The 25698-nt window shown below is 52.0% G+C and carries 19 protein-coding genes; all 19 read right to left on the reverse strand.

Translation table 11 applies throughout. The features are described 5' to 3' along the window. Window position 1: 1 nt before the first annotated feature. Window positions 2-1045, reverse strand: coding sequence for a TraU family protein (locus ACP7D9_RS15030; RefSeq protein WP_426158253.1), 1044 nt, complete (start codon window positions 1043-1045; stop codon window positions 2-4). Next, window positions 1045-1758, reverse strand: coding sequence for an EAL domain-containing protein (locus ACP7D9_RS15035; protein WP_426158255.1), 714 nt, complete (start codon window positions 1756-1758; stop codon window positions 1045-1047). The genes ACP7D9_RS15030 and ACP7D9_RS15035 overlap by 1 nt, the downstream gene beginning before the upstream one ends. Further along, complete coding sequence (locus ACP7D9_RS15040; RefSeq protein WP_426158257.1) at window positions 1755-2906, reverse strand: TrbC family F-type conjugative pilus assembly protein; 1152 nt, start codon at window positions 2904-2906, stop codon at window positions 1755-1757. Before ACP7D9_RS15040 ends, ACP7D9_RS15035 begins: the two co-directional genes overlap by 4 nt. Further along, complete coding sequence (locus ACP7D9_RS15045) at window positions 2900-3391, reverse strand: S26 family signal peptidase (protein ID WP_426158259.1); 492 nt, start codon at window positions 3389-3391, stop codon at window positions 2900-2902. The genes ACP7D9_RS15040 and ACP7D9_RS15045 overlap by 7 nt, the downstream gene beginning before the upstream one ends. Beyond that, window positions 3384-3704 carry a hypothetical protein gene (locus tag ACP7D9_RS15050; protein WP_426158261.1) on the reverse strand — a complete coding sequence of 107 codons (321 nt, stop codon included), beginning with the start codon at window positions 3702-3704 and terminating at the stop codon, window positions 3384-3386. Before ACP7D9_RS15050 ends, ACP7D9_RS15045 begins: the two co-directional genes overlap by 8 nt. Then, window positions 3701-6103 carry a type IV secretion system protein TraC gene (gene traC / locus ACP7D9_RS15055; RefSeq protein ID WP_426158263.1) on the reverse strand — a complete coding sequence of 801 codons (2403 nt, stop codon included), beginning with the start codon at window positions 6101-6103 and terminating at the stop codon, window positions 3701-3703. Before traC ends, ACP7D9_RS15050 begins: the two co-directional genes overlap by 4 nt. Beyond that, the gene (locus ACP7D9_RS15060) at window positions 6104-6793 is read right to left on the reverse strand and encodes a DsbC family protein (RefSeq protein ID WP_426158265.1); all 690 of its coding nucleotides are present in this window, start codon (window positions 6791-6793) and stop codon (window positions 6104-6106) included. It abuts the gene before it with no gap. 119 nt (window positions 6794-6912) lie between these two features. Beyond that, window positions 6913-13695 carry an Ig-like domain-containing protein gene (locus ACP7D9_RS15065; protein WP_426158267.1) on the reverse strand — a complete coding sequence of 2261 codons (6783 nt, stop codon included), beginning with the start codon at window positions 13693-13695 and terminating at the stop codon, window positions 6913-6915. 70 nt (window positions 13696-13765) lie between these two features. Beyond that, entirely contained in the window at window positions 13766-14107 is a 342-nt protein-coding gene (gene traA, locus ACP7D9_RS15070; protein WP_426158269.1) for a TraA family conjugative transfer protein, read from the reverse strand. A 36-nt stretch (window positions 14108-14143) separates the two neighbouring features. Continuing rightward, window positions 14144-14668, reverse strand: a complete 525-nt coding sequence (gene traV, locus ACP7D9_RS15075; protein WP_426158271.1) for a type IV conjugative transfer system lipoprotein TraV — start codon at window positions 14666-14668, stop codon at window positions 14144-14146. 57 nt (window positions 14669-14725) lie between these two features. After that, window positions 14726-16087 (reverse strand): TraB/VirB10 family protein, encoded by a 1362-nt coding sequence (locus ACP7D9_RS15080; protein ID WP_426158273.1) that lies wholly within the window; start codon window positions 16085-16087, stop codon window positions 14726-14728. A 9-nt stretch (window positions 16088-16096) separates the two neighbouring features. After that, a complete protein-coding gene (locus tag ACP7D9_RS15085) occupies window positions 16097-17239 on the reverse strand; it encodes a TraK domain-containing protein (protein WP_426158275.1) in 1143 nt (380 codons plus the stop codon). Beyond that, the gene (locus ACP7D9_RS15090; protein ID WP_426158277.1) at window positions 17229-17867 is read right to left on the reverse strand and encodes a TraE/TraK family type IV conjugative transfer system protein; all 639 of its coding nucleotides are present in this window, start codon (window positions 17865-17867) and stop codon (window positions 17229-17231) included. Before ACP7D9_RS15090 ends, ACP7D9_RS15085 begins: the two co-directional genes overlap by 11 nt. 7 nt (window positions 17868-17874) lie before the next feature. Further along, the gene (gene traL / locus ACP7D9_RS15095; protein ID WP_050682337.1) at window positions 17875-18156 is read right to left on the reverse strand and encodes a type IV conjugative transfer system protein TraL; all 282 of its coding nucleotides are present in this window, start codon (window positions 18154-18156) and stop codon (window positions 17875-17877) included. After that, complete coding sequence (locus tag ACP7D9_RS15100; protein ID WP_426158279.1) at window positions 18156-18968, reverse strand: DsbA family protein; 813 nt, start codon at window positions 18966-18968, stop codon at window positions 18156-18158. Before ACP7D9_RS15100 ends, traL begins: the two co-directional genes overlap by 1 nt. A gap of 120 nt (window positions 18969-19088) precedes the next feature. Next, complete coding sequence (locus ACP7D9_RS15105) at window positions 19089-19742, reverse strand: DUF4400 domain-containing protein (protein WP_426158281.1); 654 nt, start codon at window positions 19740-19742, stop codon at window positions 19089-19091. Window position 19743: 1 nt separating this feature from the next. Continuing rightward, window positions 19744-20148, reverse strand: coding sequence for a hypothetical protein (locus ACP7D9_RS15110; RefSeq protein WP_426158283.1), 405 nt, complete (start codon window positions 20146-20148; stop codon window positions 19744-19746). A 32-nt stretch (window positions 20149-20180) separates the two neighbouring features. Then, window positions 20181-22052: a conjugative transfer system coupling protein TraD gene (gene traD, locus ACP7D9_RS15115; protein ID WP_426158285.1), complete on the reverse strand. Its 1872-nt coding sequence runs from the start codon at window positions 22050-22052 to the stop codon at window positions 20181-20183. A 5-nt stretch (window positions 22053-22057) separates the two neighbouring features. Continuing rightward, window positions 22058-25624 carry a MobH family relaxase gene (mobH, locus tag ACP7D9_RS15120; RefSeq protein WP_426158287.1) on the reverse strand — a complete coding sequence of 1189 codons (3567 nt, stop codon included), beginning with the start codon at window positions 25622-25624 and terminating at the stop codon, window positions 22058-22060. Window positions 25625-25698 lie beyond the last annotated feature (74 nt).

Raw genomic sequence — 25698 nt, forward strand, 5'->3', positions numbered from 1 at the left:
CTCACAATGTATTGCAGCAGTCATTCCAACGAAAGAGCATATAAAGCGCATCCTCACCAACCTGCGGAATTACTCGGCCTTCCCCTCCTTGCCAAGTAAGTGGGTGTGACCCGATGTAGTGCGCGCGTTTTGATTCAGCTCTGGGATAAAACATACTCATTTTGTATTGGGATTTTGGGATAGTCGGAAAGATGGATCCCCTACAGATCGTTGCGTCACCAATTGTTAAGTGCGCAAGTCCTCGCCGATGCTGTGTAGCAATCGTCCGGGCAGCCAAGAGTGAAGTTGTTCTGCCAAAGTCGTTAGGTAGAGCCGTACCTGCCATAGGGTAAATTTCACCCCAGGTACCTGCGCACCACCACAGCGATGTCAATGGTTCTTGCCCTACGACACCCAATGCCGCATCGGCAGTACAGGCGGCTTGCGCTAAGGGGTTCGCAACTGCTGCCGCTTCCGGGTTCACAAAAAAGGCAAGTTCGTCATTGGTCCAGGTTGGGTCAATTTCGGATAACTGAATAATGTCAAAGTCCGCATAGCCATCCGGAGAACAGCGTTTGGGCATATACATTTCAAGAATCGAGAGCAAAGGAAACGCGTAGTAATGCACGTTGTAAAAAGACGTACGTTCTTTTGTGATGCTGTTGCCGGCTGTTGCGTCGGACAAAGTCCCCCACAGTCGCTTATCACCTATTGGCAAAGTCACACCGCCAAGTGCAAGAGAGCAACCTGGCTTTCTAACCACCTCAATTAGTCGAGCAGGCTCCCACATGGAGTTGACGATGCCGGGCATGAACAATCCCAGCTTGTCCTCGCACATACATAGGCTTTTATCAGACGCCCCAGACGGGGCGTCACCTGGAGTAATGCTTACTCCCGCAATTCGTATGGGGAACAAACACGCCCAACAGACGTCGGTAAAGAGCTTCCCACTGAACAACTGCGCATTGGGGCATGAAAGTGAATCTGTAACTGTCTGATCGGAGACAGCCGAGCCAGAGTACAGAAAAGCCGAAAGGAGAAGGGCTAAAATTACTTTGATTTTCATCACAGTGATTGCTGAGCCTTTTGTTGTGTAGCCGAACAGTCAGCGAAAGAATTTATTTGAAGAATAAACGGTTTGGACAATGCAAAGCCTTGAACCGACGCAGAGTTCAAGGGTTTGAGTAATCCACCTAAAACTTTTAAACACTCGAGCTTTTCCAGTATCAGGCCAATGCCATTTGCAGAGCAGTAATCCCTCACTTCAATAAGCCAATCGAGATTATCACTATCCCACACTGCGGTTAAATCGACTTTACAGTAATCCCATGGGTAGGAGCACAAGCGACTAAAGTTCGACCACTCTATCCCGAAGTCGTCAATTGCCAATAACAGGCCTTGGTCTTTTATTACGCTCATCGCCTGATTGAAAGAGCTGTCACTAGCCTCGAAAGCCTCGGAAACTTCTACACAAACCTCAACCCCCATTTGAGTCAGTTTGGAAAGAGACCGACATACTTCGTAAAGCTCGGCAGTATCGGAGAGCGTGTGTGCGCTCACATTCACGAAGGACACACCTCTGCCTTTTAGATCGGCCGCATGATCAATAAGCATCTGTGCAACAGTGCGGTCCATGCTTACCCATGCCTGAGGGTTGGAATCTGCCATAAACACCCCAGGTCCCACCCAGGAGCCACCAACGGACTGGCGCACAAGGACCTCGTGGCCCAAAATGCCCCCGTTGGGCTGATGGATTGCCTGAAGCGCAATAGCTTTCATTTGAGCCCCCCTGCTGGGAATTCTTCGATATAAAAGTTGGATGAATCTGCTGTGACTACCGATGGAACAAAGTCAATTGAGAAGCGTGTCCTGACATCATCTTTGAGAAGGTAAACAGCTCTGCCTACTTGGTCTTGGACGTTGGTAAATCCATCCCAGCCAGAGGAACGGTCGATCCTTGAAAGAATGACCACGACGTTCTGGTCGTCGCTGTGTTTCGCGATTTCGGCTTTAGCAAGATCGACCTGCTTTGGGTCAACTGGATCAATGATCACAAGTCGTTGAGTAAATGGACGAATTGACAGTGGATTTATCCGGTCACCCGCCTTATGAATCAGTGAACCATCTGCAGCAGTCATGTCCTCAGGAACCGTGACACTAGGGTCAAGCTTTCGCACCCGATGGCTTGTCGCTGTGGGGAGGTCGACAAAGGTTTGCTTGTCCCAAAACCGTTTGGTGGCCTTCTCCTTTAATTCGGCAAAATCTACTTTCGCCAGGCGCTCCTTTAGCACTTCAATCAAGTCACGTTCGTCTATATCGAGCGTTGGACCCACAGAACCCAGGGCAAGGATATTCCTTGTGCCGTATTCTTTATCAGCCGCTTCAATAGAAGTGGTACCTGCAATAATGTATTGAGGTGCACCTTCCACAACTTTTCGAATTTGCGGAACAGTCGTCACAGCCGCATCAGCAAATACGACGGGGTTGATTAATACTGGGGTGTCCGACTTTGTTTCCAGCGCCAAATCCTGAAGTTTAGCCAAGGCCTGTGGGAATGGCATGCCTTCTGGAATGCCACGAAAAATGAGCTCTACAGTCTTGTTGCCATTATAAAGAACGAGGAGATCCTTGATTTCCTGCTCCCCTAGAGACCAAGAAACAAATATCTGATATATGACTTTTCTATCATCAATAACTGGCTGAGCGCTTGCCTCAGGTGCTTGCGGGGCAGGCGCCTTGGCAAACGCAAAGTCTTCATTTTTTAACGTGAAATCAACTTGACCGTCAGTCTGGTGCTTAATTTGATTAAGTTCTTCTGAAAACTGTTCAATAGCAGCCTTTTCTTGAGCAGCAAAATTCAAATCAGCCAAGCTGGGGGTCACGGGGGCCAGCAACAACAAAACCAAAACAGCAGTCCGACCTACCATATTGGGTACGCCTTTCCAACAACGTCACCCTGGCCGACATAACCCCAGTATCTGGAATCAAAGCTGTCTGAGGAAGTTCCCATAAACCAGAATTTGGCGAGCGGAACAATTTCGTCTCGAACATATCGGGTTGGTGGCATGCCCAATTTATCGGCCAACAAAAGCCCCTGCCCGCGAACAGTTCCATTAATAGAGATCTGGTTTGTATCTACCGTGACGCGATCGCCCGTAACTCCACGAACGTACTTGATGATTACAGTACCGTTGCGAAAGTATGGCTCCATCTGTGTTGATTTGAACGCATAGATACCGTCGCGCTCGACAGAAGTATTGTGCTTATCAATGATAAATACACGCCAATCTAGACAAGTATTTTTTTGCGGATCAATACCTATTCCATAGCGCGTAGTGACATACAGGCTTGCCGCAACCATTAATGCAGTTAGTGGCAATGCACGTATTATAAAGCGCGCATGCTTATTCATCCTTCGCCCTCGAGGTTGTTTCTTCTTCCTGTACCGGCGAAGGCACCTCAAGATCCGGCGGATATGCAGTCAACGCGCGCGAATCAATCACTACAAATCCCGCTGCCGCCAGCTTAGTTGCCGAAGCGCGAAGTTGTTCATAACCAGCTTCCGCCTTCTCAGGCGAATCAATAGTCGCGCGGCCTGCAACTAGATCATAATTAACCACCGCAATTGGCGTGCCGGAATCCTGTACTTTTATAAAGTCATGACCAAAAACCACTGCAACAGCCAAAACCAACGAAACACATGCGTTTAAAAGAATATCTTTCATGCTACCACCCCGCGATCTCGCATAACGGCATTAATCGCCTCAGCTGTGTTCAGCCCTTGGCCGATGTAAATATTGATGTCGCTGACATCTTTTGGTGTTGTCGAGTACAGCAACTTCGAAAAGTTATCTACGGTTAGACGCCCAACACCAGTGCCCTGCTCGGTTTGAAAAAAAATCTCTGAGTACTGGCCCCGAATGGTATGAACCGATTTGAGGATGCTGAAGCCACCCTCACTGAGCGCCAAACGCCCTTCCCGCTTGATCATGTTGATCGCGTCAGGCTTTTGACCAAGCAGGAAACTATTCGCCGAGTTTTCGGCAATGGCGCGGCCCGTAGGGCTTGCATACAAGTCATTTACGGACTGCGTGATGGTGATGGCTGCGCCGTTGTACTTACGGAAACGTCGATAGCCGTGCTCAATAAACTTGGCCACGTCGCCCTCTGTGAGCAACGACCATGCCTCGTCGATAACCACGATCTTCTTTCTGTCACGATCGCCCAGGAACATGGCCTGCTGGATCTGATAGATCAGCTGCAGGAGGACCACTTGCTGAAGATGCTTGCGCCCCTTCAATTCTTCCAATTCAAGAACCGTAAACGGGTTCTTGAAATCGACGTTGTTTCGGCCGTTAAAGTACTTCCCGTACATACCCTTCGAGGTAAACGGGAACAGCTGCTTGCCGATATCCTGAATCCGGGTGTCCGTGTCCGCTAGAAGTGATTTCTCGACGTCGTCGACAATCATTTCTCGCCCTTTGGCCTCCCAGACTTTTGCACAATGCTGACGAAGGCCGGCGATTTGCAAATCGATCAACGGTTGTGTCGGGGCCGCCATAGCACAAAGGAGACCAATCAGAACGTCCTCTTCATCCTGGTACACCTGGACCAACTCGAACGGGTTCAGGCAGATATTCGATTCGGGCGTAAACTCGATAAAGTCTCCGCCAAAAGCCTTGGAAAGCTTTTCATAGGACCTACCCACGTCAATAACCCAAACTTGGGCGCCGGCTGATTGATAAGCGGTAATCAGATAGTTAGTGAGAAATGACTTTCCGCTTCCGGATTGGGCTGCGACCGTGGCGTTATAGTTCGTTTCAGAGTCAAAGAGGCAATAGGACATCAATTGCCCATTTCGCGAAACAAACTGCATGATCGGTGAACCTGTTCCCTTCCAATCCCCGTAGATTGGAAGTAACGGCAAGGCATGCGTGATGGCCATTGTCTTATAACGATAACTTTCATCGATGGCTTTGCGGTCGGCCCCAAAGGGAAGCGCATTCAGGAACAACGGAAGAACGAAGTATTTGTCCTCCAGCAGTGTGAATTGTCGAATACCCAGGTAGTTTCGAGCTTCTGACGTTGCGCGCACTAGACGGTCCCGGTCACCGGAAAAAATGACAACCGTCATGTTGCATTTGACCACCGCCTCACCCTCTTCAATCTCTTTGAAGAGGTCATCCATGCCTTGTTTCTTTGCCCCAAGCTTTGGCACAAACTTCAGTAGCGGTCCGTACGCCTGGTTGTTTGCCCATTGACGTTTTGTACTGAGCTTGTCTTTCGCTGCTTGCTGTTCAGGAAAAAACACCGTAAAGCTGATCAAGCAGTTTTCGCGGATGCCGTTAGTACCAGTCAGCAAATCGCCGAGGTACCACGCAGCAGCCCCCTGTAGTGTCTGTCGAGGAAACTTTTTGACGCTCAGCGTTTTTACGAGCGTGTCACCGATTTTCAGGTGATCACTGAAAACCTCGACGGTTCGGTCGTAGTCGAGGATCTGGCATTTTAACGGTTTGTCATCTTCCGCTTCGGCATGCATGCGATCCCGCCAAGATGCTTGTTGGCCTTGGTTCAGGATCGAGGACATGATCTCCAGGTAGAGGTGATTGGTCAGTGCTTGCGGTGCAAAACCGATGCTTTTGAAGGTGGAGTCAAACTGTGCGCGCAACTCCGAGAGGGTCTGGATTTCCTTTTCGGACGGCAGCACGTCATCTATCGGCATGACTACGGTGATCAGAACGTGAATTTCACGGACCTTGATCCCGGAGTAATCATCGATAGGTTTTAACGTGCCATTTACCAAGTAACTTGCCCGGCTTTTGATCGCCTGGTGTGCGATGTTGTCCTCACACCCAAGACGCATCCTGAGCATGCTATTTACTTGGGAGTTGATATTTTGTGACGGAAACAAATTGAAGTTGATTGTCGTGCCCGCAGGCCAGGCCTGCTTCATCACAGACTTGAGCTGATCACCTTCTTTCCCGTCACTGCCAGGCAATGGCCGGCACAAGAACGAAAACCCAACCGAGTTATCATCCATGACGAAATATTTTTTGTCGTCGTCATAGGCGATCACACTCAGAAGGTCGGCTAATGGGTAATTCGCCTTGGCATATGCGGTCACTTAATTCGCTCCCATCAGCCAGTTTGAGAGGGTTCCCTTCTCGTAACCATGTTTGATCAGTCCATCATTTCGGATCATGAACGGAACGCCTTTCACACCGAACATCTGAGCCGAAATAATCCGCTTACCGATTGGCGAGGTGTCACAGTCGTTACCTCGCTGATCGATTACTTTTGGCTTTTCCTTGCCTGTAGCAATATCGAATGCGGCGTCCCTGTCTTTTGCGCAGAGCAGGCTTCGAACAATCTTTGCGCTTTCGTCGCCCAGTGCCGGAACTTCAATAATCTTGAAACTGTAACCATCTACTTTTTTCAGATCGGAAATAAGGTTTGCACAAGAGGGGCAAAGTGGGTCTGTAAAGACAACGACAGTTTTGGAGCCGGATCCGACAGTAAAGGGAACCAGATCTTCGATATTGAATTTGATTTTCTGAAGGTCAATGTACTTAGAGGCTTGCTCGGCCTCTTCGAGGGTTGTTATTTCCTTCTGCGCCCATGTGTCATACATGGATCCGCGGAACACGAACCGCCCGTTATCGCTAACGAAGGCCATCTTCCCGTTCTTTACCGCCGCGATCATTCCGTTGATTGGCATCGGTGCGGTTTGATTGTGCTGGCCTCCAGCCGGTTCAGCAGCCGAGGCGCACGCAGACGTGGCCAGCAGGAGGGGGAAAAAGATTCTTCTGAGCATGACGACACCTCGATTTCGATGTCATCAGGCTAGAGAACTTGCCTCTTAGTTAGGTTCGAATCTGACCCTTTAGCAGGGTCAAAAATGAAGGGCGCCACATGGCGCCCCTCCTTTTCGAATCACCATGTAACTGGTGCAGAGTCTTCTCCTGAATCGTCAGTAGCGAACAAGACGATTTTCGGTGCGTCTGGGTAGGTCCGCTTCGAGATCGTAATTGCCGACCCTCCCAGTCCCTGCAGCTTGTCGTTCACGTACCAATTATGTCTCGCGATTCGCCCATCTGGATCCGTGCATTTGGCAAGTGCTGACCACGCGGATCCGCCCTCCTTCACCTGCAATTCACAAGTGGGTGGCTGATTCTTCTTCACATCGATCTCAACCTTCCCATCAGAGCCCTTGTTCATCTGGGTCTCAATTTCGAGATCGACCTGATACTGCCCCTCAGCCGGCAAGGTGGCCCTGGCATAGCGAGAACCTCCCGTATCAATTTCTTCGCCGTTCAACTTGTATTTCAGGCTGGTGATCCGATCCTTAGGGTGGCCACCAGTAATCTGAGGTCGAATCATGATGCCCAAAGGCGCCCGGGAAGCATTGTTGTCACCATTCCACAGCAGATTGATGGTCCAAGGGGGCGGCTCCTTGAACGTCATCTGACGCTCAACCAAGCTGTAGTTGCCTCGTGCATCGTAGACATGGACCTTGAAGGGGTACACGGCGGGCTGGAGGATATTGAGCATCCGGAGAACCATCGTGTCGTCTTTCACAACTTCGTACCCAGGCATCGCCGGCAATTCCCAGTCGTAGTACACCCCCTCAACCGCTTTGAACTCGCCAATGTTCCGTACGCGCAGTGAGAGCTCCGCCGGGGCGTATTCTGCGCTGAAGGTTGGCTGGATAGCCCATTCAGGCCAATCATAGATCCAGAAAGTAATGCGCTGCTGCGTGATGCCCTCTCCCCCACGATCGCGATAGCCGTCAATCCAAGCCCTGTAGCTGAGGTAGGTCTTGGCATCAGTAATGTCGGCATCCACAGGCGTATATTTGGCCTCCTGGCCAGGCACGATCGTTGTACCGTCAGGCATGATGAATTCCCCGCCCATGGTCAGGTCCATGTTTGGGTATGGCATCAGCATATTTGCTATCCAGGTAGCCTCCTTCCCTACCTCAGGCCGGCGCGGACCAATCAGTTGCACTCGTGGTGGCCTGATTTTCCGGAAAGCGACACCCGAGCGTAGGACCTTCCATACGTGAACATCGTCAGGTGGTGCGTCCTTGTAACGCATGCGCGCATAGACGCTTACCCGCAGCTCTGTACTACGTGTTTGGATGTTCGTATCCGTACCAGGCGCCCACGTCTTACCTCGATCCAAGCTCCATTCAACCTCGATATTTGAAAGGTCAATTGGTTGGGCATTCAACTGCAGAACTCTGAACCGGGCAGATGCATCCACGAAGGTATTCCCTGGCCCCTTCAACACGCCTTTCGGGACGTTGTACACAATGATTTCAATCGAATCGGTCATGGACTTAGCCCCAGAGTTCTTATTCGTGAGCTCTGCGCGGACCTTGTAATTGCCCTTCAGCAAGGTCATGGCGATCCTTTGCGGCGTCCGACTCTTGTTTGGCAATTCGACCCACGGGCCGCCCTCAGTCGACAGCTCCCAGCGAACCGCACCAAGGTCCTTGGTCCACGCTCGATTGGTCACGTCAGCAAACAGCGTCACGCGCAGGGGGGCTTCGCCCGTCATACGAAGAGACCTGATCGAACCGTCGAGTGCAGCACCATTCAGGATTGCGAGGCTTAGTGGTCGAGGCGATGTGCGAGTGACCTTGTACTCTGGCACAGGAGAAATAACTCTTGCCTCGGCGTAAATGCGCAGGTTTTTACCGGCCAATTCTTCAACAGGTATCGCAAACGCAGCATGGCCAGCACCATTAGTCTTTTGCCATGGCGCCAGCTCAGTCACCGTGTTCCACGACGGCTTAAGGATCAGGCGAATTTCCCATTCACCCATCCTGTCCGCCGAGTAGATTTTTTTAGTATCAAACGCATCCCCAATGGTTACCCCTACTTCAAGGTTTTCCGTTGAAAGAATCTTTCCGTTCTCGTTGTCGATGATTGGTACGACACTCTCGTCAGGAACGGCCAAGACATCGGCTTCAGAGTGAGTCGCGATATCCGGCAGGACCTTATAGGCGGCGTCTACGTGAAGTTTCCTCATTTGCCACAACGCATCAAAAGGCGCCGTATAGATCCGACGATAGATTTTGCTCGTCGCGCCATAGGCCGGAGCTGCATCCTCGGTTTGTTCTACGCCCAAGTTGAGGTTGTGCTTAAGCAGCAGCCTTGCACTGACCGACTGAATCACGGCATCACCGATGTATGCGCCCTCTAGCGGTGAAGTCAGAAGTGAATCACTGACTTTCGTACTGGACTCATAGGTAACCGTAGCCTGGCTCGGTTCGATCGCGGTAAAGGTAAAAGTGTCAGGACCAAGGTCGATTTTTTTACCGGATGGAGTGAACACTGACAGCCTCCAGCTCGAGGTATTGAGGCCGAGCATAGTTGCCGTTCCCTGCAGGTATGGCCGCTCCCAGTTTGGACGAACCACCATTCCCACAGGGATTTCCGTCCACTCCAGCAGACACAGGGGTCTTGTCGAGAACGAAGCAGCTGCTGAAATTGCCCGCCGCTCGATAATGGTCAGGTCGCAGGGAGGCCCGGCCTGCTGGACATACTCAACATCCAAATCCTCAACTTTGTAATATGCAGTCGAGAATGGGTACTTGGGGCCGACCTTCACAGCGCCAACTGGAGAAACAAATTCGGCAGACTTGGTATAGGTCGCCAGCAGACTTTTCTCGCCATCGGCGCCGACGATGTAGGAAGTCACCTCGATCGGGTATGTACCAATATCGGTAGCGGTCCCAATCATTGCCAGGGTCGAGTCACTGGATAAATCCTTGAACTCAGGCAGTTTCTGCGTGAACTCCAAAAGGCAGACAGGATTGTCATACGGGTTACCGTTCACCGCAGAAGCCTGGCGAACGGTGTTCAAGCACACGGTGTTAGACGGTTCGAACTGCGCGCGTAACGCCTGTAGGCCCAGAGGCGCTGTATCGGCGGTTGTCTTCACCGCGCCTTCAAGCTTCCACACCTCAAAGGGTATGGCGTACGCAGTACCCGTCAGGTCTGCTCTTACAAGCAGTACCCGGCCATGGCCACTGGCACTCGATTGGATACCTGCTAATGCAGATCCAATCGCGTCCGCAGTGAAATACTCCACTGACAACCGTGTGCCTTGGCTAGGCGCCAAAGGCCTCCTACCAATTCGCAAGCCAACAGTTGAGGACTTCTCAACGACCGCGACAATGTCGCTGCCAAGCGCTGCTATAGCGTCCTTATCGGTCAGCAAGAAGCCTGGTCGACCATCCACGCGCAGAAACTCCTTGGTGATGGCTGGCGTGGCCACTTTGTTGCTGGTGAGCTCTTGAACCGGTAATTGATCGATTACGCTATCGATACTCTTGGGAACCAACCGCACCGGCACGATCACCGACAGGCCGTCTTGGTCCGTCACTTTGATGGTCATGGTGGTTTCCGATCGCCCATCGGTCTTGAAATTCAACATGTCGTTGTTGAACCAGGCGAAACCGTGCCCTGGTTGTGACTGAACTTCAATGGTATGCGATCCCCAGAGGTTATCGTCGATCGCAGCCAGACGTTGCTTGCCCCCGATGCCCTCGAAGTAATACACAGTGTCCGGTGTCACACCTGTTGGCGGGGTGTTTTTCCGCAGAACGGTCACTTTCGCCACGCTCTCGACATATTTTCCGCCCACGTCCACGACCCGGAAGGCAAACTTATCATTGCCAGTGTATTTCGCTTGCGGCGTGTACACGTACCCCTTCGCACCGACCACAACAGAGCCGTGCTCAGGCTGAGTAATCACTTCGTAACTAAACTGATCCCAAGCATTCGGGTCGACTACGGTTGGAGTGACTTCAGTTGATGGCGTGTTCTCGTATGTCTCGATACTGAGGGCTGCGGTCTCTGGCTGAAGATTGTTCCTGGTGACTTTAAGAGCAACCACCCCTGCTACGGAGAGCCCACCCAGATCGGTTGCCTCGACCGTAACGTTGTCATCACCGATGAAGTCTTTTTTCGGCGTGTACATCAGGCGGTTATTTTCAATTGAAACCGTGCCATTTTCAGGCTGAACCTTTACTGCCAACTGATGCTTACCCATGTCATACAGGTTTTTATCAACGATGACAGGGTAGTAGGGTGAACTCGTGGTGTTCTCTCGAACCGTCATGCTGCCGCTTAGAGCTTCGGGCGCGACGTTAGTCCGACGTACCGTAACGTAAGCCAACCCACTCACCTTGGCGCCGGCGGCGTCATACGCCGATATAGCAAATCGATCAGAGCCTACCCAATTCGGCGTCGGCGTATAAACAACCTTGCCACTTACTACTGCAGCGGTTCCAGCAATAGGACTCGAATCTACAGTGTAGGTGAACGTGTCAGTTGGGTTTGGATCGACCACTACGGGAACGCCACTTACCGGCGTGGACTCTTGCGTATCAAGAGTTAAATCGACTGAGCTCGGTGGGAAGTTCTTGGGCGACACATTAACAGTCGCCAGCCCAACGACCTCAGCGCCCGCAACATCTCGAGCGATGAACTTGAAGGTTTTGACACCGCTTGCGCCATACGGAGCATGGTAGATGATGCGATTGTTCACCACCTCCGCGACACCGGCCATGCTCTGGATAGGGATGGTAAAAGTATGCAACCCAGTGTCGTACAGGTTCTCATCAACTACTGTCGGCAGTGCTGGGCTCGATGTCTCACCCTCGTTAACGCTGATGAGCACGCTCGCAGACGTAGGGGCGTAATTGGTTTTAACTACGTCAATTGTGCCTTGCTTGATACCCGACTCAAGACCTGCCAAATCCCGCACCTTATAGGTGAACGTAGCCGTCCCAAGATAACCCTGGACAGGCGTAAACGTTAGCGACAAGCCATTGACTGTCAGGACGCCAGCCGCCGGATCAGGCTGCTGAACAATGATGATCGTATGGCTGTCAGGGCTATCAGGGTCGAACGCAAAGGCTTGGTCAGCTTGGACAATAAAAGAGATTGCTTGAGGCGCCGACACCAGGCCACCAGGGTCAGTAGCAACAACGTAAGCTGTCGCAGTACCGATAAATCCCGGCGCCGGCGTATATGCCAATCGATTACCATTTATGCTCAACGTCCCAGCCGCGGCCGGGACTGTCTGTGAAATGGCAAAGGCAAGTGGCGTGTCATGGTTTGGATCAGTGGCCATGAGATCTAACACCACAGGAGTACCTGTGGCGGTATAGGCCTGAGCGGGAGCGATGACAGGCTTCTTTGCAACTGGCAGAACCTTGATAGTCAGTTCACCAGGTGCAGACACCAGGCCGAAGGAGTCTTTTGCCGTATACGAAATGGATCTTGTCCCAACAAACTCTGGGTTAAGAACAACCGACATGGTAGTCCCAGAAAAACTAAACGATCCAAAAACAGCGTCTTGGATTGACGAGCTACTGAGCAAGAAACTGTCGCCGGCGTCGGGGTCAGTCACCACAAGGTTGAAGGTCGATGAGTCGCCCTGATTTAAGGTCAGAGTTCTGGTTTCCACCACTGGCTTGTCGGGTGCGGCCACTACAGTGACTGACACCGTCCCTGGAAGCGAGGCGCCACTGTCAGCATCGACGACCACGACAGAACATTCGGTCGTGCCGTTCCAGTTCTTGGCAGGTGTGAAGACCACTTCATCGACGTCAATACCACAACCGCCAGCACTCGGAGGCGGCTGCTTATCAATGAGAAATCGGTATGGAGCCTTTCCGTCAGGATCCGTAAAAACGATTTTTGCCCTGCCCTCGCTGTCTTCGTTGGCCACGATGGATATCGGAGTGAGAACTGGTGCGTCATTTTCAGGCTGGATGATGACGCTAATGGACATCACCTCACTCTTAGCGTTTGCACTGTCTACCGCGCTAATCTTGATCGTATCGGAACCATTCCAGTCCTTCTCTGGAATAATTCTCACAGAATGAAGGTCCGGCTCAACCACAGCAGTAACGTGTGATCCCTGGGCCTCAACCACCACCCGGTAGATATCGACCGGGTCTGGATCTTGAACGACAGGCACGTAAACAAGGGGCTTGTCTTCGAAGCCGATTGCCGGGTGCGGAATTAAGGTGGGTGCATCATTCATCTGGCTGGTAACTACGCGAACCGTCGCTGCATTGGAGAAGTTACCGGTGGTGTCCTTTCCTCGATAGGTAAAGGACGTAACACCCGACCATTGCGGGAATGGCTTGAACGTGACCGCGGCCCCGTTCAACAGGAACTGTCCAACGTCCTTCGAAGGCATATCCAGAAGTTCGAAAGACTCAGCCTGAACTCCCGCACCAGTGAGAGTGAGAGGGATGACCAGCGTTTCGTCTTCGTCGTTGAGCACCTCCATGTCATTGGCATGCGGTTGTGATTTCTTCGCTTCAACTATCGTTTCCGCGAGGCCTTTCCCGACACTGATAACCAGAGGACCGGTGAATCCTTGTGGCAATGCGGCCACACCCGTACAGCTGAACGACTCCTTTGTTCTTACCCCTTCGCACTTACCAATGTTCGCGCCTTTCGGTGAGCCAACACTGATCGGAAGACTGTAAGAACCTGTAGACGAACACCCGACACGGTTTAAGGTATAAGACACACTGAGTGTCTCGCCCACCACCGCTACAACTGGATTTAAAGACAGCGCCTCTCCACTCTCAACGCATTGGCTCGCTGCCAGAAGCTGAGTCGAGGAGACCGCCGACATCAACGTCACCGCAAGAAGGCCTGTCGATTTAATCCAGTTCACAATTATCTTCCCGATCCTGGTTTGAAAACCCAAAAGCCGGCATCGGCCGGCTTTGTTAGTACTGGTTTGCTTAGTTGAGGGAGTGCGCAACCGGGAGGGTGGCAGTCATGATCGACTCGATGATGGTCGGTGTGTTGTACAAGCCAACACCGCCGCCAACCCCTGTCGCAAAGGACATGATCGACTGGCGTACGATGCCGGAGACGATCCCGACCAACACCATCGAGCCAGCGACGACCCGGCCCAAGGTTCCCTGCATCCAGTCCGTCAGGGTTACCCAGATCGAGTCGAAACTGTCACCACCGGTGCCGGCGAGTGCGTTGCTTGCTGCGACGGTGAGCATCAGTGCCACACCGAACTTCATTACGTCCTTGGTACGCCGGACTTGGCTTGGGGTCATGCTCATTTGCATGGGTGTATCTCCTAGGTCATGCTGGTTGGGGATTGTTTAAGTTGCAGGTGTAGAAGTGTTCTTCCTCGACTCCAGTGGCCGAATGGAAGGTGTCGGTTTTGGCGCCGGTGTACCAATTTCCCAACGGCGCGGTTCAATTTCCGTGTAGATGAATCCAGGTACGTTCAGGTCGCCCGAATCGGACTCCCACGGAGCCACCCAAACGCGCATGACGGTGGCCTGCGAACGAATAGGAATCGGGTTGCGGGCTGGCTTCGGAACGACATAGCGCTCGCCAGCTGCGATGTGGGGCTGGACCGCCGGGAGTACCTCCTCAATCGATTTGCCCTCTTTCATCGCCTGATCCCTAGCAGTCTGGTTCTGCTCCACAACTTGACGAAAGTTCTCATTTTCCGTCAGCTGATACACATCGCGAGCGGACATACAGGTCACGCCGTCGGGCATGCCCTTACAGGAGTACTCAGACTCTCCAACTTGCAAAAACGAGCAACCGGTCATGGCCGCGGCAACAGCTGCCAGAGCCAAAAATCGGAAAGCACTCACCGCTGAAATCGAATTCATGATTGAAGTATCCAAATATGTTGTTGGGTGCAGGAGCGAATCCGCCCCTGTTTTTGGTCAGCGACGTGGTGCCTTCGACATGAGCTTCAGCTGGACACCCTTCTTGACGATGAAGTCGACTTCACGCGCGGCATCTACCTCGATAACGGGATAAAGGTTTTCAGCCATTTCCAAGTAGAAGTCGGCAATGCGTTCCAGTGCCTTGCCAGTACCGCCAATAGCAGCCCCCTGGAGGGCCTGCGAGTTAAAGGCTTGCTCATACACTGGATCAACAACGCCCTTATTGCCGCTACTGCTACCAGAACCCGTAATGTTAATGCTCGGTACTTGGCGAACGCTGAACGCTTCACTAACGCCCTGCATGAAACCAGCTGCAAGAGAGCGGGCTAGGATTGCTCCCTGTTTAGATATCAACCGTCCGCGCACACCTGCCTTACCGTCCTCACCTGACGCGTAAGCATCCATACCGGTCTCAATAACCCCACCGTCATCACGAACACAGGAGATAGTTTCCGCACGCATATACGCCCGCTCTGAGGACATGTCGCCGAAGGCACTGGCGATCAAGAAACACTCACGAACATCTGCACGGAATCGGTTTGGCAATACAGCTTCTCTCTTGATTCGCAGAAGAACAGGGAAAGGATCCTGGCGTGCTTTAGAGCCGGTCGGCGCATCCAGGCCAGTAATCAAAGCACCGGACAAAATGGAGCCGGCGGGCAAGAAAACCTCCTGCTCTTTTTCATCCTTGTCGTCCGTCTCTTTCGGCTGCTCACTCCCAATAGACCTGATCGCCACCTTTTCTTCCTTCTTCGGTGCCTGACCCGGCTTGACTGGGTCCTGAGCCGGAGCCGGTGCGTTTGCGAAGAAGGCCGATTGGTTTTTATTTGGATCATTGCCTACGGCGTTGAAACGGTCTTGGGAAGCCTTTTCACGCTTGATACGCTCCTCCTTTTCCTTGAGCTCGACTTCTTTCTCGGGAGGCGGTGCCTTTGCCTGATTGGTGCGAACTTCCTCTGCGAGCTTAAGATTTTCAGCTGCTACCTTGTCGGCCTGCTCCTTAGCGAGAGTTACCTGCCCCTTAAGATCATCAACGCTTTGCTGGACGGTTTTAAGGCCGTCCGTAATTGCTTTTTGATTGTTGCTCTGTTCCAGAAGGGTTTTGAGGTTGCGCTGAACTTCAGTGAGGGTTTTCTCTTGATCGCGCTGTTTTGAGTTGATGGAATCGATGCCCACAGAACGGGGATCACCGTCATACAGCACACGGCCAATCGTTTGCTTGCCGCCCTGTTTGCGCTGGTCATTCCCCCCAATCGAACTCATGGCGAATACCGCCAAAAGAACAACCCCGACGGCACCAATGATTGCCACAACTTTCTTTTTGCTCGGGCTCAGACCCGACCACAATGATTTGATCATAACCCCCCCTTAGTTCAGCAGACTCGGCCTAGAAGACTCTTCTGCAGGCGCTTCACCGACGCGAGTCACGATGTAAATTTCCGTCGCCTGACCCGGCTCAAGCATATTTCGGGGCCACGCGGCAGCCGCGGCCAATGACGGATGTGTACAGGAGGTTTCGTCAAACATAACCGGGACCGCCGAGGTGTTTCGGGCGACTCCTACGAGGGCTTTGAAGTTATGACCAAGAACAATTTGGGATCGCGAAAAATCGAATGCGATGCCCTCCTGATAGCAGGCAGGCAACGTGTCGGTGCGACTCAATTTACCCATGGAAAACCCTTTGGGAATGCCGCCCAGGGCCAGTGATCGCATGATCCCTTTGATCGATTCCATGTATGGCTGCCCTTCCTCCCACTTTTTTGCCTGGCCCGAGTAGCGGAAGGTGCCCATACCACCAGGCGTAGCGCGACCGCCAGACCCTGGGGCCTGACCAAGGATCAAATTGGCCTGAATAGGCGGCACCTTCCGCGGCGCCAGCGTCAGACTGATCGCTACCGACTCGTCGTCCTTCGGCGTGATGTACATGGCGATCGGCGCTTGATCTTGTGTCGATACATAAATGACATTGCCCTTGACTTCGACAGAGCTCGTAGAGACGGTCTGGACAATCGGATTTTCGAACGGCGTAACGATTCGGTTAAGGTGACCAATTGCTACAGGAACGATGGTGTTCACCCCTGGCTGGACCACGACATCCTCCAAGGACGACACCATCGCAACCGATTCCTCACCACCAGCGGTGGTTTTGGCCACAGACGCGGGCACAGCCTGAAGGTCACCCTGCCGGCCGCCACCAGACACCTTCATCATGTCGGTGTCGTTCTTCACTGCCGGTGTCGGCGCACTCTTGACGACCGGTGGCGAAGCTGGCTTCGCGGCTGGCTCGGAAGCCTTTTTTGCAGCCTCTTGGTCCAGTGCCGCGTGCGCATCCGCCTCGCCCACTTCAAGCCCGTAATCGGAAGGGTTAACCGATTTCGGGACCCCATCGACTACCTGGGCCTCGGTCGAGGCGGTGGCCATCTTCGGAATGTTTAACTCTCGCGCATAAACCGCCTGAACAGCCGCAAACGCAGTGAGAATCAACGCTAGTTTCACTTGTTTACTTTTCATTGTTTATTTGGTCCATACGCTTACGTGCTTGAGTGGTTTTCTCTTGGCGGCGAATAACATCTTCAGTTCTTGGTGGGCCTTCATATGTGTCGACAAAGGTCAGTACTGGCTTGTAGTTTTTAATTCGCAAGTCAAGTTCATAGGTAACATTTTTTGGCTCAGGCTTCCCGTTAGGTCCCGTCATATAGGATCGGCCGGTAACATAAAACTTTCTTGGATTCGACCGATCACGAAGAACATCTTTTGCGTTGAATTTCAGGGTCACCCTGTCTTGGCGGATTTGAAGTACCTGCGCCTCGATTTTATTCACTACATCCTGATAAATATCAGTATCAAGCAAGGGCTCAATCGACTTGCGTATTACTTTTGACGACGATGGCGTCACGTTGCCAAGTCGGTCAGCGATATAGAGCGCCCAGCCATCGACGAACTCATCAGATGCAGATGATTCGTCGACCCAAGCACGCTCGGTCAGGGTCGGAGGCTGCATATCGATTACAGTACTTTTATTAAGCCAGCCGATAATCGCAAACAAGTCAATTGCGATCAGCGCGATCACCATACCTCGAAGAAATTTGTTCTCGGAAACCGTTCCTCGGTACGACTGGCTGAAGTTTTTGAATAACATATTTGCCTCAATGGAATTCACGGATAAATGGATTCGGAATCGTTCTGGACTTTGCACCAGTCAACCCGGTAAACCAATAAATCATATGCACCATAAATCCATCAGGATGATCATCACGGTATTTTCTGTACCATCGAGTTAGCAAAAAACCGCCGATAGTACAGATGGCCGCGTAGCCAGTGAACATACCAAACACGAGACCGATTCCAATTGGCGCAACTTCGTCAGCCTGCCAAAAGAGCAGATGGGGTGGATCATCAACATATTGAGGAATGCGAACAGGCTGCATTAGTTCGTTGCTCCGGGACTTTGAACAATCTTAGATAAACTTTTCATGATGGCTTCAGGTGTAACGGCGCCGTCCAGCCTGACCTGCTGACCTGTCACGTTATGGCGAACGATCGTAGTTGGTGTTTGGTTAATACCAAGATCAATCGCCTCCTGAAAGTCCGATTTGATTTTGGCGTAGAAGTCTTCGTTATCCATGCACTTTGATAGCTCCACACCATCAAGCCCAATACTTTGGGCGATAACACTGAGCGGCTTTTCAGTACCGGTCCCATTACCAGGTGTTGAGCTAAAAATAGCCCCAGCCATTCGGTAGAATGCGTCATTCCCTCCCTGTGCCGCCGCGCACTCAGCTGCATATGCTTCTCGCCGTGACGCATCGCCATGGATAGGAACGTGTTTAAAAATAACGGAGATATTCCCCCTGGATCCGTCGGCAAGCGCTTTAGGCACTGCAAAGTACTGCTTGCAGAAAGTGCACTCAAAATCTGAGTACTCAATTAGCGTGAATTGAGCCTTTGGATCTCCGTATCGTCGATCGATCTGAGCCGGTTGTGGCTCGCGCACACGAGGCTTATTGGACGCAGAAGAATCTTTTCCACGAATCGCCGCCGTGATCCTGTTCTCGTCAATCAATGAATCGAGGGCATCCCGCTTGAATGCCCAAGGCTTAACCTTGGAAAACTGCTCATTGACCTGATTTGTCAGGTTCATTGCCTGACTAACCTTATGGTCAATCAGAAAGTACGAGCCCACGCTTACCAGCAGGGACAGACACGAAATCGCGAGAGGGACAACAAATTCTTTTTTCATGAGACACCTCAACCATTGAGCACATGGTGAGGTCTAGGTCGAGGGTTTTGGAGTGAATCTGACCCGCTGAATGGGTCAAAAGAGGAAGCTCCAAAATGGAGCATTCCTCACGGGGGCGCTTCAAAGGCGCTTTGGCAGGTTTCCGATCAGCAAGCTGCAGGCGATGGGTAGCAGAGTGATGATCACCACCGGAATGATCATCGGCGGGATTGGAACCGGCGCGATGAAGCTAACGCACAGGCTCGCAATGATGAAGGCAATTATTTTTGAGCTGTACGTATTAAGAAACGGTGAGGAATGGCGAAAAGTGTATCTTTTGATGTTCCAACTCATATAGCCGCCCAGTACTGACGGCACTAGTATTACAGCCATATACGGAAGCCACATCATCAATAGTAAAAAGCGGTAGTAAACGTGATACATGACCTTGGTCAAAGCTTCACCGCGATTTCCTATGAATGAAAACCACACCCTGCCAAGGCCTTCCCATGCCTTGGACTTTTCACGCTCCTCCGGCGTTGGGATAAAGAAACTTTGCACCGTTTGATTGAGTCCTGTTTCAAGATTAATTTTGCTATAAAGTCGATTCGTATTATCGATGAGGCCATCATGCTGTTTTTTTCCCATCAGCACCTCACCCCAATCTTGCTCCTTGAGAATTGCTTTGTCGATAAACTCATTAGGAACAATGCAAACGATCAGAAGTATCTCAATACAAATAAACACCAAAGTCGCCCATAGCCCCTGGGGCATCTTTTCTTCGACGTCTGCCATCTCAGCCTTCCTTGATATCCCGCCAGACGCGACCGATAGAAGAACCTTCTGGCATTAGGATTTCTTCGATTTTATTTCGTGCCGCCGCACTTCCGTGTTTTTTTATCACGGTATCTATTAAGCCCTGGATCTCTAGAACCGAATCTTCTGGCGTGGGATCTTGGAGCAATAGTCCTGTAACCCCTGTGAGAAATGGCTCAAGAAAGGAGACCAGTCTCGCGCGATCGCTCTTCCCCAAATAGGACTGATATGACGTTAAGCAATTTTTCAATAACTCTACGCACTGAGGAGTGGTGGACTCTAGCCCAACCAACTCAAGAGCAGCAGGAACAATCTCTACTGCGGTCGGCCAATCTGCTTCAAGAATGTTCAGAACCATTCTGGCCTTGTCGTCTTTTGGCAACATACGCGTAACAGCTTCAAAACGGGATCGCACGATTATGCAGCCTCTTTAACAAGCAGTTTTGCACGCTCAACTGCTTTATCGTAATTTTTAGGACGAGTCAGAACTGGAATTTTGCCTTTTTCAACCCTACCACCAGCCAGAATCGCCAAAAACTCCAGATTCGGCAACTGCCCTAACAATTGCGCAGGGAAGAGCTCTCCCTCTTCGTCCATAAGTCGTTCACCCACGTTAAGGGAATGCATATGTGGATCATCTTTTGTAGAGTTCCCTTGGGTGCGCATGACGTATTTGTAGTAAGTCGGAGGAATCATCTCCGCAATATACTTCTGCGTTTCCTGATCAGTGATACGCAGAGCGATAACATGGTTAGTGTTACCCAATACTTGTCGAGCTTTCGCAGGAGACCCCATCCGCGCCTCGAAGTCGGCAATAGTTTGTGTAGCCACATACAAGCGCATACCAGCACCACGACCTTTGTTTAGCAGTTGAACAAGTTGGTCATTTACAGTTTCGGCAGCTTCATCAACAAAGATGTTTACCGGCCGGCGCTTAAGCTCCTCCGGATCCTCGAAGTTATATCGCTGGCCCGCAACAGCCGCCAGATCGGCCATGAAGATTGAGCCTATAGACGATCCAACCATGCTGTCGGAGAGTGAATCCAGCCCCATGTAGAGAACTTCGGCCCCCTGGATAACTTTGCCGGAGTCTGTGATTTCACGCTCATCATCTGGGTCATCCATATTCGGTGATAGGATTGGTCCCATGTGCCCAGCTGTCAGCATGTTCAGAACAGGTAGCAGTGACGCAATCATTTTGCCGAAGTGAGCTTTGTCATGCTCGAACATCGATAGCAGACCTTCCAAATCCGAGCTTGGCGCCAGCGGCACGATTTCTGTCCTGTAGAGTCCCAGAAGCGCCTTCGCTTTCATTTCATCTGTTTGGGCTTTGCTCAAGGCCGCACGCGCTAGCGCTTCAAAGTGCGGATGAACTTTTTCTCCATATGCTTTGATCGAACGAATAACCAAAGGCGCCAAGCCTCCCTCGAGGGTACGCCGCAACTCAACGAGGGTCGGCAACATGCCACACAAGAGCAACGCCTGAGTAACGTTGTTCAAAGCCATCTGAGCAAAGGCCTGGAATGGATCGCCGCCCTCGGATTTCATCAGAGCCGCAATGCGCGACGCCACTTCGGTTGCTCGACCAAAATTTTTGGTTGGCGAAATTCGGACGCTTTTTTCAGGGAAGGCAGGATGGAAATATTTGAACCGTTCAGGGCGCCCAGAAAGCTCACACGCACGCTTGGCATTTTCAGCAAGCTCTTTATCGCCCTTCGGATCGATAATGATTACAGCCTCTCCGCGGAGGACGGCCTGGGAGATCAAAATGTCAAACTCCCGAGTCTTGCCTGAGCCTGTGGTTCCCACAATCAGGGTATGAAGCGATGTTAGGTCTTCCTTCATCTCGATTGGTCGATCGGGCTGCATTGAGATGCCATGAATCCACGGAGACCCCATGAATCCATCAGGAATCTTCGGCATCAGCTTTGTGATATCGCGCTTTAGCAGCTCGAATACCTGCTGCCCTTCGCTCTGGGTCCATTTGAATCCTGTACCCAGGAACAAATTTCCCCTGTTCTTGAGCATCTGCTCAATCAGTTCATCCTGCCCCATCAGCACTGCTGGCTTTGCCTTCAAGCCCTGCCTCACCCGATATAGATGCACGGCAGCGGGGATTCGACGCAGCGCGAAGCCCCCCATCACAATCAATGACAAATAAAATGGTTGCGGGGGCAAGTCGGTGAGTAAGTGCACAGCACTTGTAGCCGCCATGCCAAGCACCCAACCACTCGCCTCAAAGGCCTCAAAGTTGGGCCTCCATGGCATCTCATACGCCCACTCACTCATCGCTATTAGTCCACAATTTCTATGACGTGATTGTTCCTGACTAAGAGGTATTGATGAGTCGCAATTAGCGCCCTCTTCAGGGTCGGTTCGTCCACTTGAAGGGCGTTGGAAATATCACTCAGTTTCCTAGGCTGAATGCTCACAACTCGTTTTCCGTTCAACTCCGATTCCTTGCAGAGCGCCAGTGCCGCGGTAGCGATACGCCGAAAGTTTTCCGCTTCAACTTGATCCTTAGCAGCTGCTAACGAGTGGCGGTACTTCCCGTTTGTGAGGTATTCAAATATGGCTCCCAGGTAACAGTTCAGCATGACGCTCTTTGGCGCTTTGCGTGTCATGGTTCCGGTGAAATCATCCCAAAGCCACATCGCCTTTTGAAGCTTCGGCAGGTCGTCGATAACAAACCCCTCGCCGGCGAACTCGAAATTTGGCTTGTAACTCACCATGGAGACAGTCTTGTCGATATTGGATGCATACCACCTCAAAGACTTCGATAGTTCCGGAGTCAGCGCAAGAAACTCCTCATATTCGGCTGCCTGCTTCGGCGAACACACATACCCGTTGAAACTCTCTGTAATCGCAGAAGATTCTTCCGGCAGAGGGAGGCATTCGACTGGAGTGCTTGGCAATGGCTCTCGTGGCTTTCTTGGTTGCCCTACCTTAATTTCAGGGTATGGCTCTCCAGCACTTTTTGAAACGCTGATGCCCGGTGCTATCCCCTGAGGAACCGTTCTTTCAGTCCTGGTCTTCGATGAACCCGGCCTGGCTGCTGCAGGTGTTGGAGCTGATGCAGGGGGATTAATGCTCACCTGAGCCTCGGGGTGGAAATCCTGAAAAGCCTCCTCGATCCAATCAGGCATTGTCTGCATCGGCTGGAGAAAGTCGGCGTCCGGTTCGAGATCGAGCTCTAGGTCCACATTCGGCAGCATCACACTCGCACTCATTACCGGGAGGTCAAAGTCGGCCAGCGCGCCCCGGTCTTCGAGATGACGCAATGGTGTATCCGATCCAATCGAATGCAATTCCAGCTCATCAGTCTCTGGCGCCGGCTCCGCCATATCGAAACTCGGAGTATGGAGTACGCGTTCCATACCTTTTGGAAGGTTTACTGAAATCGGGGAACCAGTAGGCAGATCACCAAGAAATTCAAGAGATATTTCGGTTGGCAGATTATCGAATCCAAACTCGTCCATCCCCGCAAGCTCAGGGGGAATGACCATCTTGACCGCGCCCCCATGACCACCTGATTTTTTTGGGGGTGTGTCCGCCGCCGGTTGCGGACTTACTTGTGGGCGATCCTGTTCTGTTGGCCTATTTTCGTTACTTTCGACATTACCAAGTTGCACAGCAGGTTTGGGGCTTTTGACCTGATCGGCATCTGCAGCCCGCAAAGATCGATCAGGGATCGTCATTCCTGCGAGCTCGAGCACATCATCGTCGATGTCCGCATAGTTATAGGCGTACTCAGCATTACGTCGCGTCAAATCATCAAACTGGCCGCCGTTAGCAACTACAATCCCCCCAGCCACGGGAACTGGTGACGAGAAGGTCGCTTGATCTTTGGGCGACGGAAAACTATCTAAAGATGGCCCCGGGATTAGTCGGGCAACATCAGCAGTCGGTGGTACTGAAAATTCAGGCCCGCCAGCTTTGGCTTGCCGGCAGTCTTTCGTACCAGTTGCGAGAGTGCTTCCTCCCTTACTCTGTTTTTCAGCAGCTGCCGCCTTAGGAGAGGGTGCATCCCTACCACCAATTTTGATCCCCTCAACAACTGCCTGGTGCTGTCCGCTTACGACAATACCTTGCTCTGTTGTCGCTGCTTGGGACGGCGCCCCGACTATCTTGATTTGAGGGCCTGAAGCCGGACCTGGAACCACCCTCTCCAGCGTGGGCACAGCCCCTTTTGTTCGCGGTGATGCCTGCGGTGTTAGCTTCGCATTTGGAGTGTTCGGCGGAGGGCTGACCAATGGTGCCGCTACTGTCGTAGGGGCACTCGGTTCTGCCTTCTTCGGAGCTGGATTGCCAAACGGGTCTGCAACACCAGGTGCAGCGGAGAAATCGGGCACGGTCAGAGTCGGCGTGCTGAAAATTTCCGCCGCAGGTTTTGGAGCAAAGGTGTCTACAGCACCGCCCCCTAGGGAAAACATCGGCTCCATGGACGCCGAATTAGGTGAACCAGGAGCAGGGAAAGCCGCCAGCGGATCATCGGTTTGGGACGCAACGCCCTCTGATGGCGCAGCAACGGATCCAGTGTTGGAGTTGACCTCAAATCGGATTTCATGCTCGCCCTCACCCACCACACCCGCAACGGATTGTGGTACTGGCTCGAAGGGAAAAAGCAGATTTGATGCCGCCAACTTGACGCACTTCAGCTTAATCGGCTTTGGACGTCCGTCACTGAGCAGATCGGGAAAAACAGACCAGTAGATCGATCCATCAGGGGATCTTTCAAGGATATGGTGATCAAGCAGTACCTCACCCAGTGCATCCGCACTACGCGGTACCGCTTTGACGCCCTTCTCATTCAACTCCTCTGTGATGTCCTTCACGCCCTGTACCCAGGCAACGTAGACGCCGTCCCCGATAACCCAAACACGGTGCCCAACTTCATTAACCTTCCAGACACCGATACTTTTCAGATGCCGCATTGTATCGACCACGAGCGAGGATACGGGCACGCCAATTCCCAGCGCTGATTTCCCTGATGCGTCGCCACCCCACTTCCTGAGATCTGCTTCTACCGAGGTCGAATCTGCCTTGATGACCAACCCGGTTAGAATGCTCTTTTCGTCATCACAGGCGATCGCATTGACCATCGCAAAATAGAGATCCTGCCCTGCCTCCATGAGCCACAACCGCAACTCTTTAGACAGAAGGCGATCTATCATCGTGGTCGAGAGATGCTTATGGACATCGTGCCGATTTGGGTTCCAGTGGAAGAAATAGCGCTCGACGCCATTTTCTTGGGCCCATTCAGGAATCGAGTTGGCGACCGGCTGCCAGATCTTTTCAGCTGATGCATCAGTGACTCTCAGGTCGTAAAGCGGCTTGCCCACGTCATGCATAAGTGCAGCGAGCACCGCCGCCGCGTTCCATCGATCTCGTCTTTTGATTCGTTCGGCCGGGTAGCGATCGTGGTCAAAACTTGTCACTTGGCACGCATTCAGCGCGTGCACCGCCACTTCTAGGGAGTGCGCCAGCAGCCCACCGGCACCCCGATGGTGGTGGGCCTGCGATGCCGGCAGCATGTGAGCAAAGCTAGCAAACGAGTCGAGAACTGGCAGAATCAAACGATTGAACTCCCGGGGAGGGAGTCCAATACCGCTGGCTATGGCGCGCACTTTTGCCGCATGGGCATTCAGAAGAAACTTGCCCGGAACCCTTGCTGGCAGGCCGACCAGAAAAGGTGGGTACTTAAGCGAAGCCTCGTCGCCCCGCATCAAATATTTTTGCAGCTCGGGGTCTTCAAGCTCCAGTTCTTGAATCTGGTTAATAGTAAGACTGCGCTTGCCTTCACGCCCAGCATCTATTGAGGGACGCGTAACGAGCCCCTTTAATAATTTTAGTAATTGCATGCAGTCCTCCTGATGCACGCATTCTGTCTAGATGTCGGAAAAGCGGAGCCTGAATCCATACCACTTCGCGGGTC

It is taken from the genome of Pseudomonas sp. TSRC2-2, assembly GCF_049897785.1.
Classification (GTDB): domain Bacteria; phylum Pseudomonadota; class Gammaproteobacteria; order Pseudomonadales; family Pseudomonadaceae; genus Aquipseudomonas.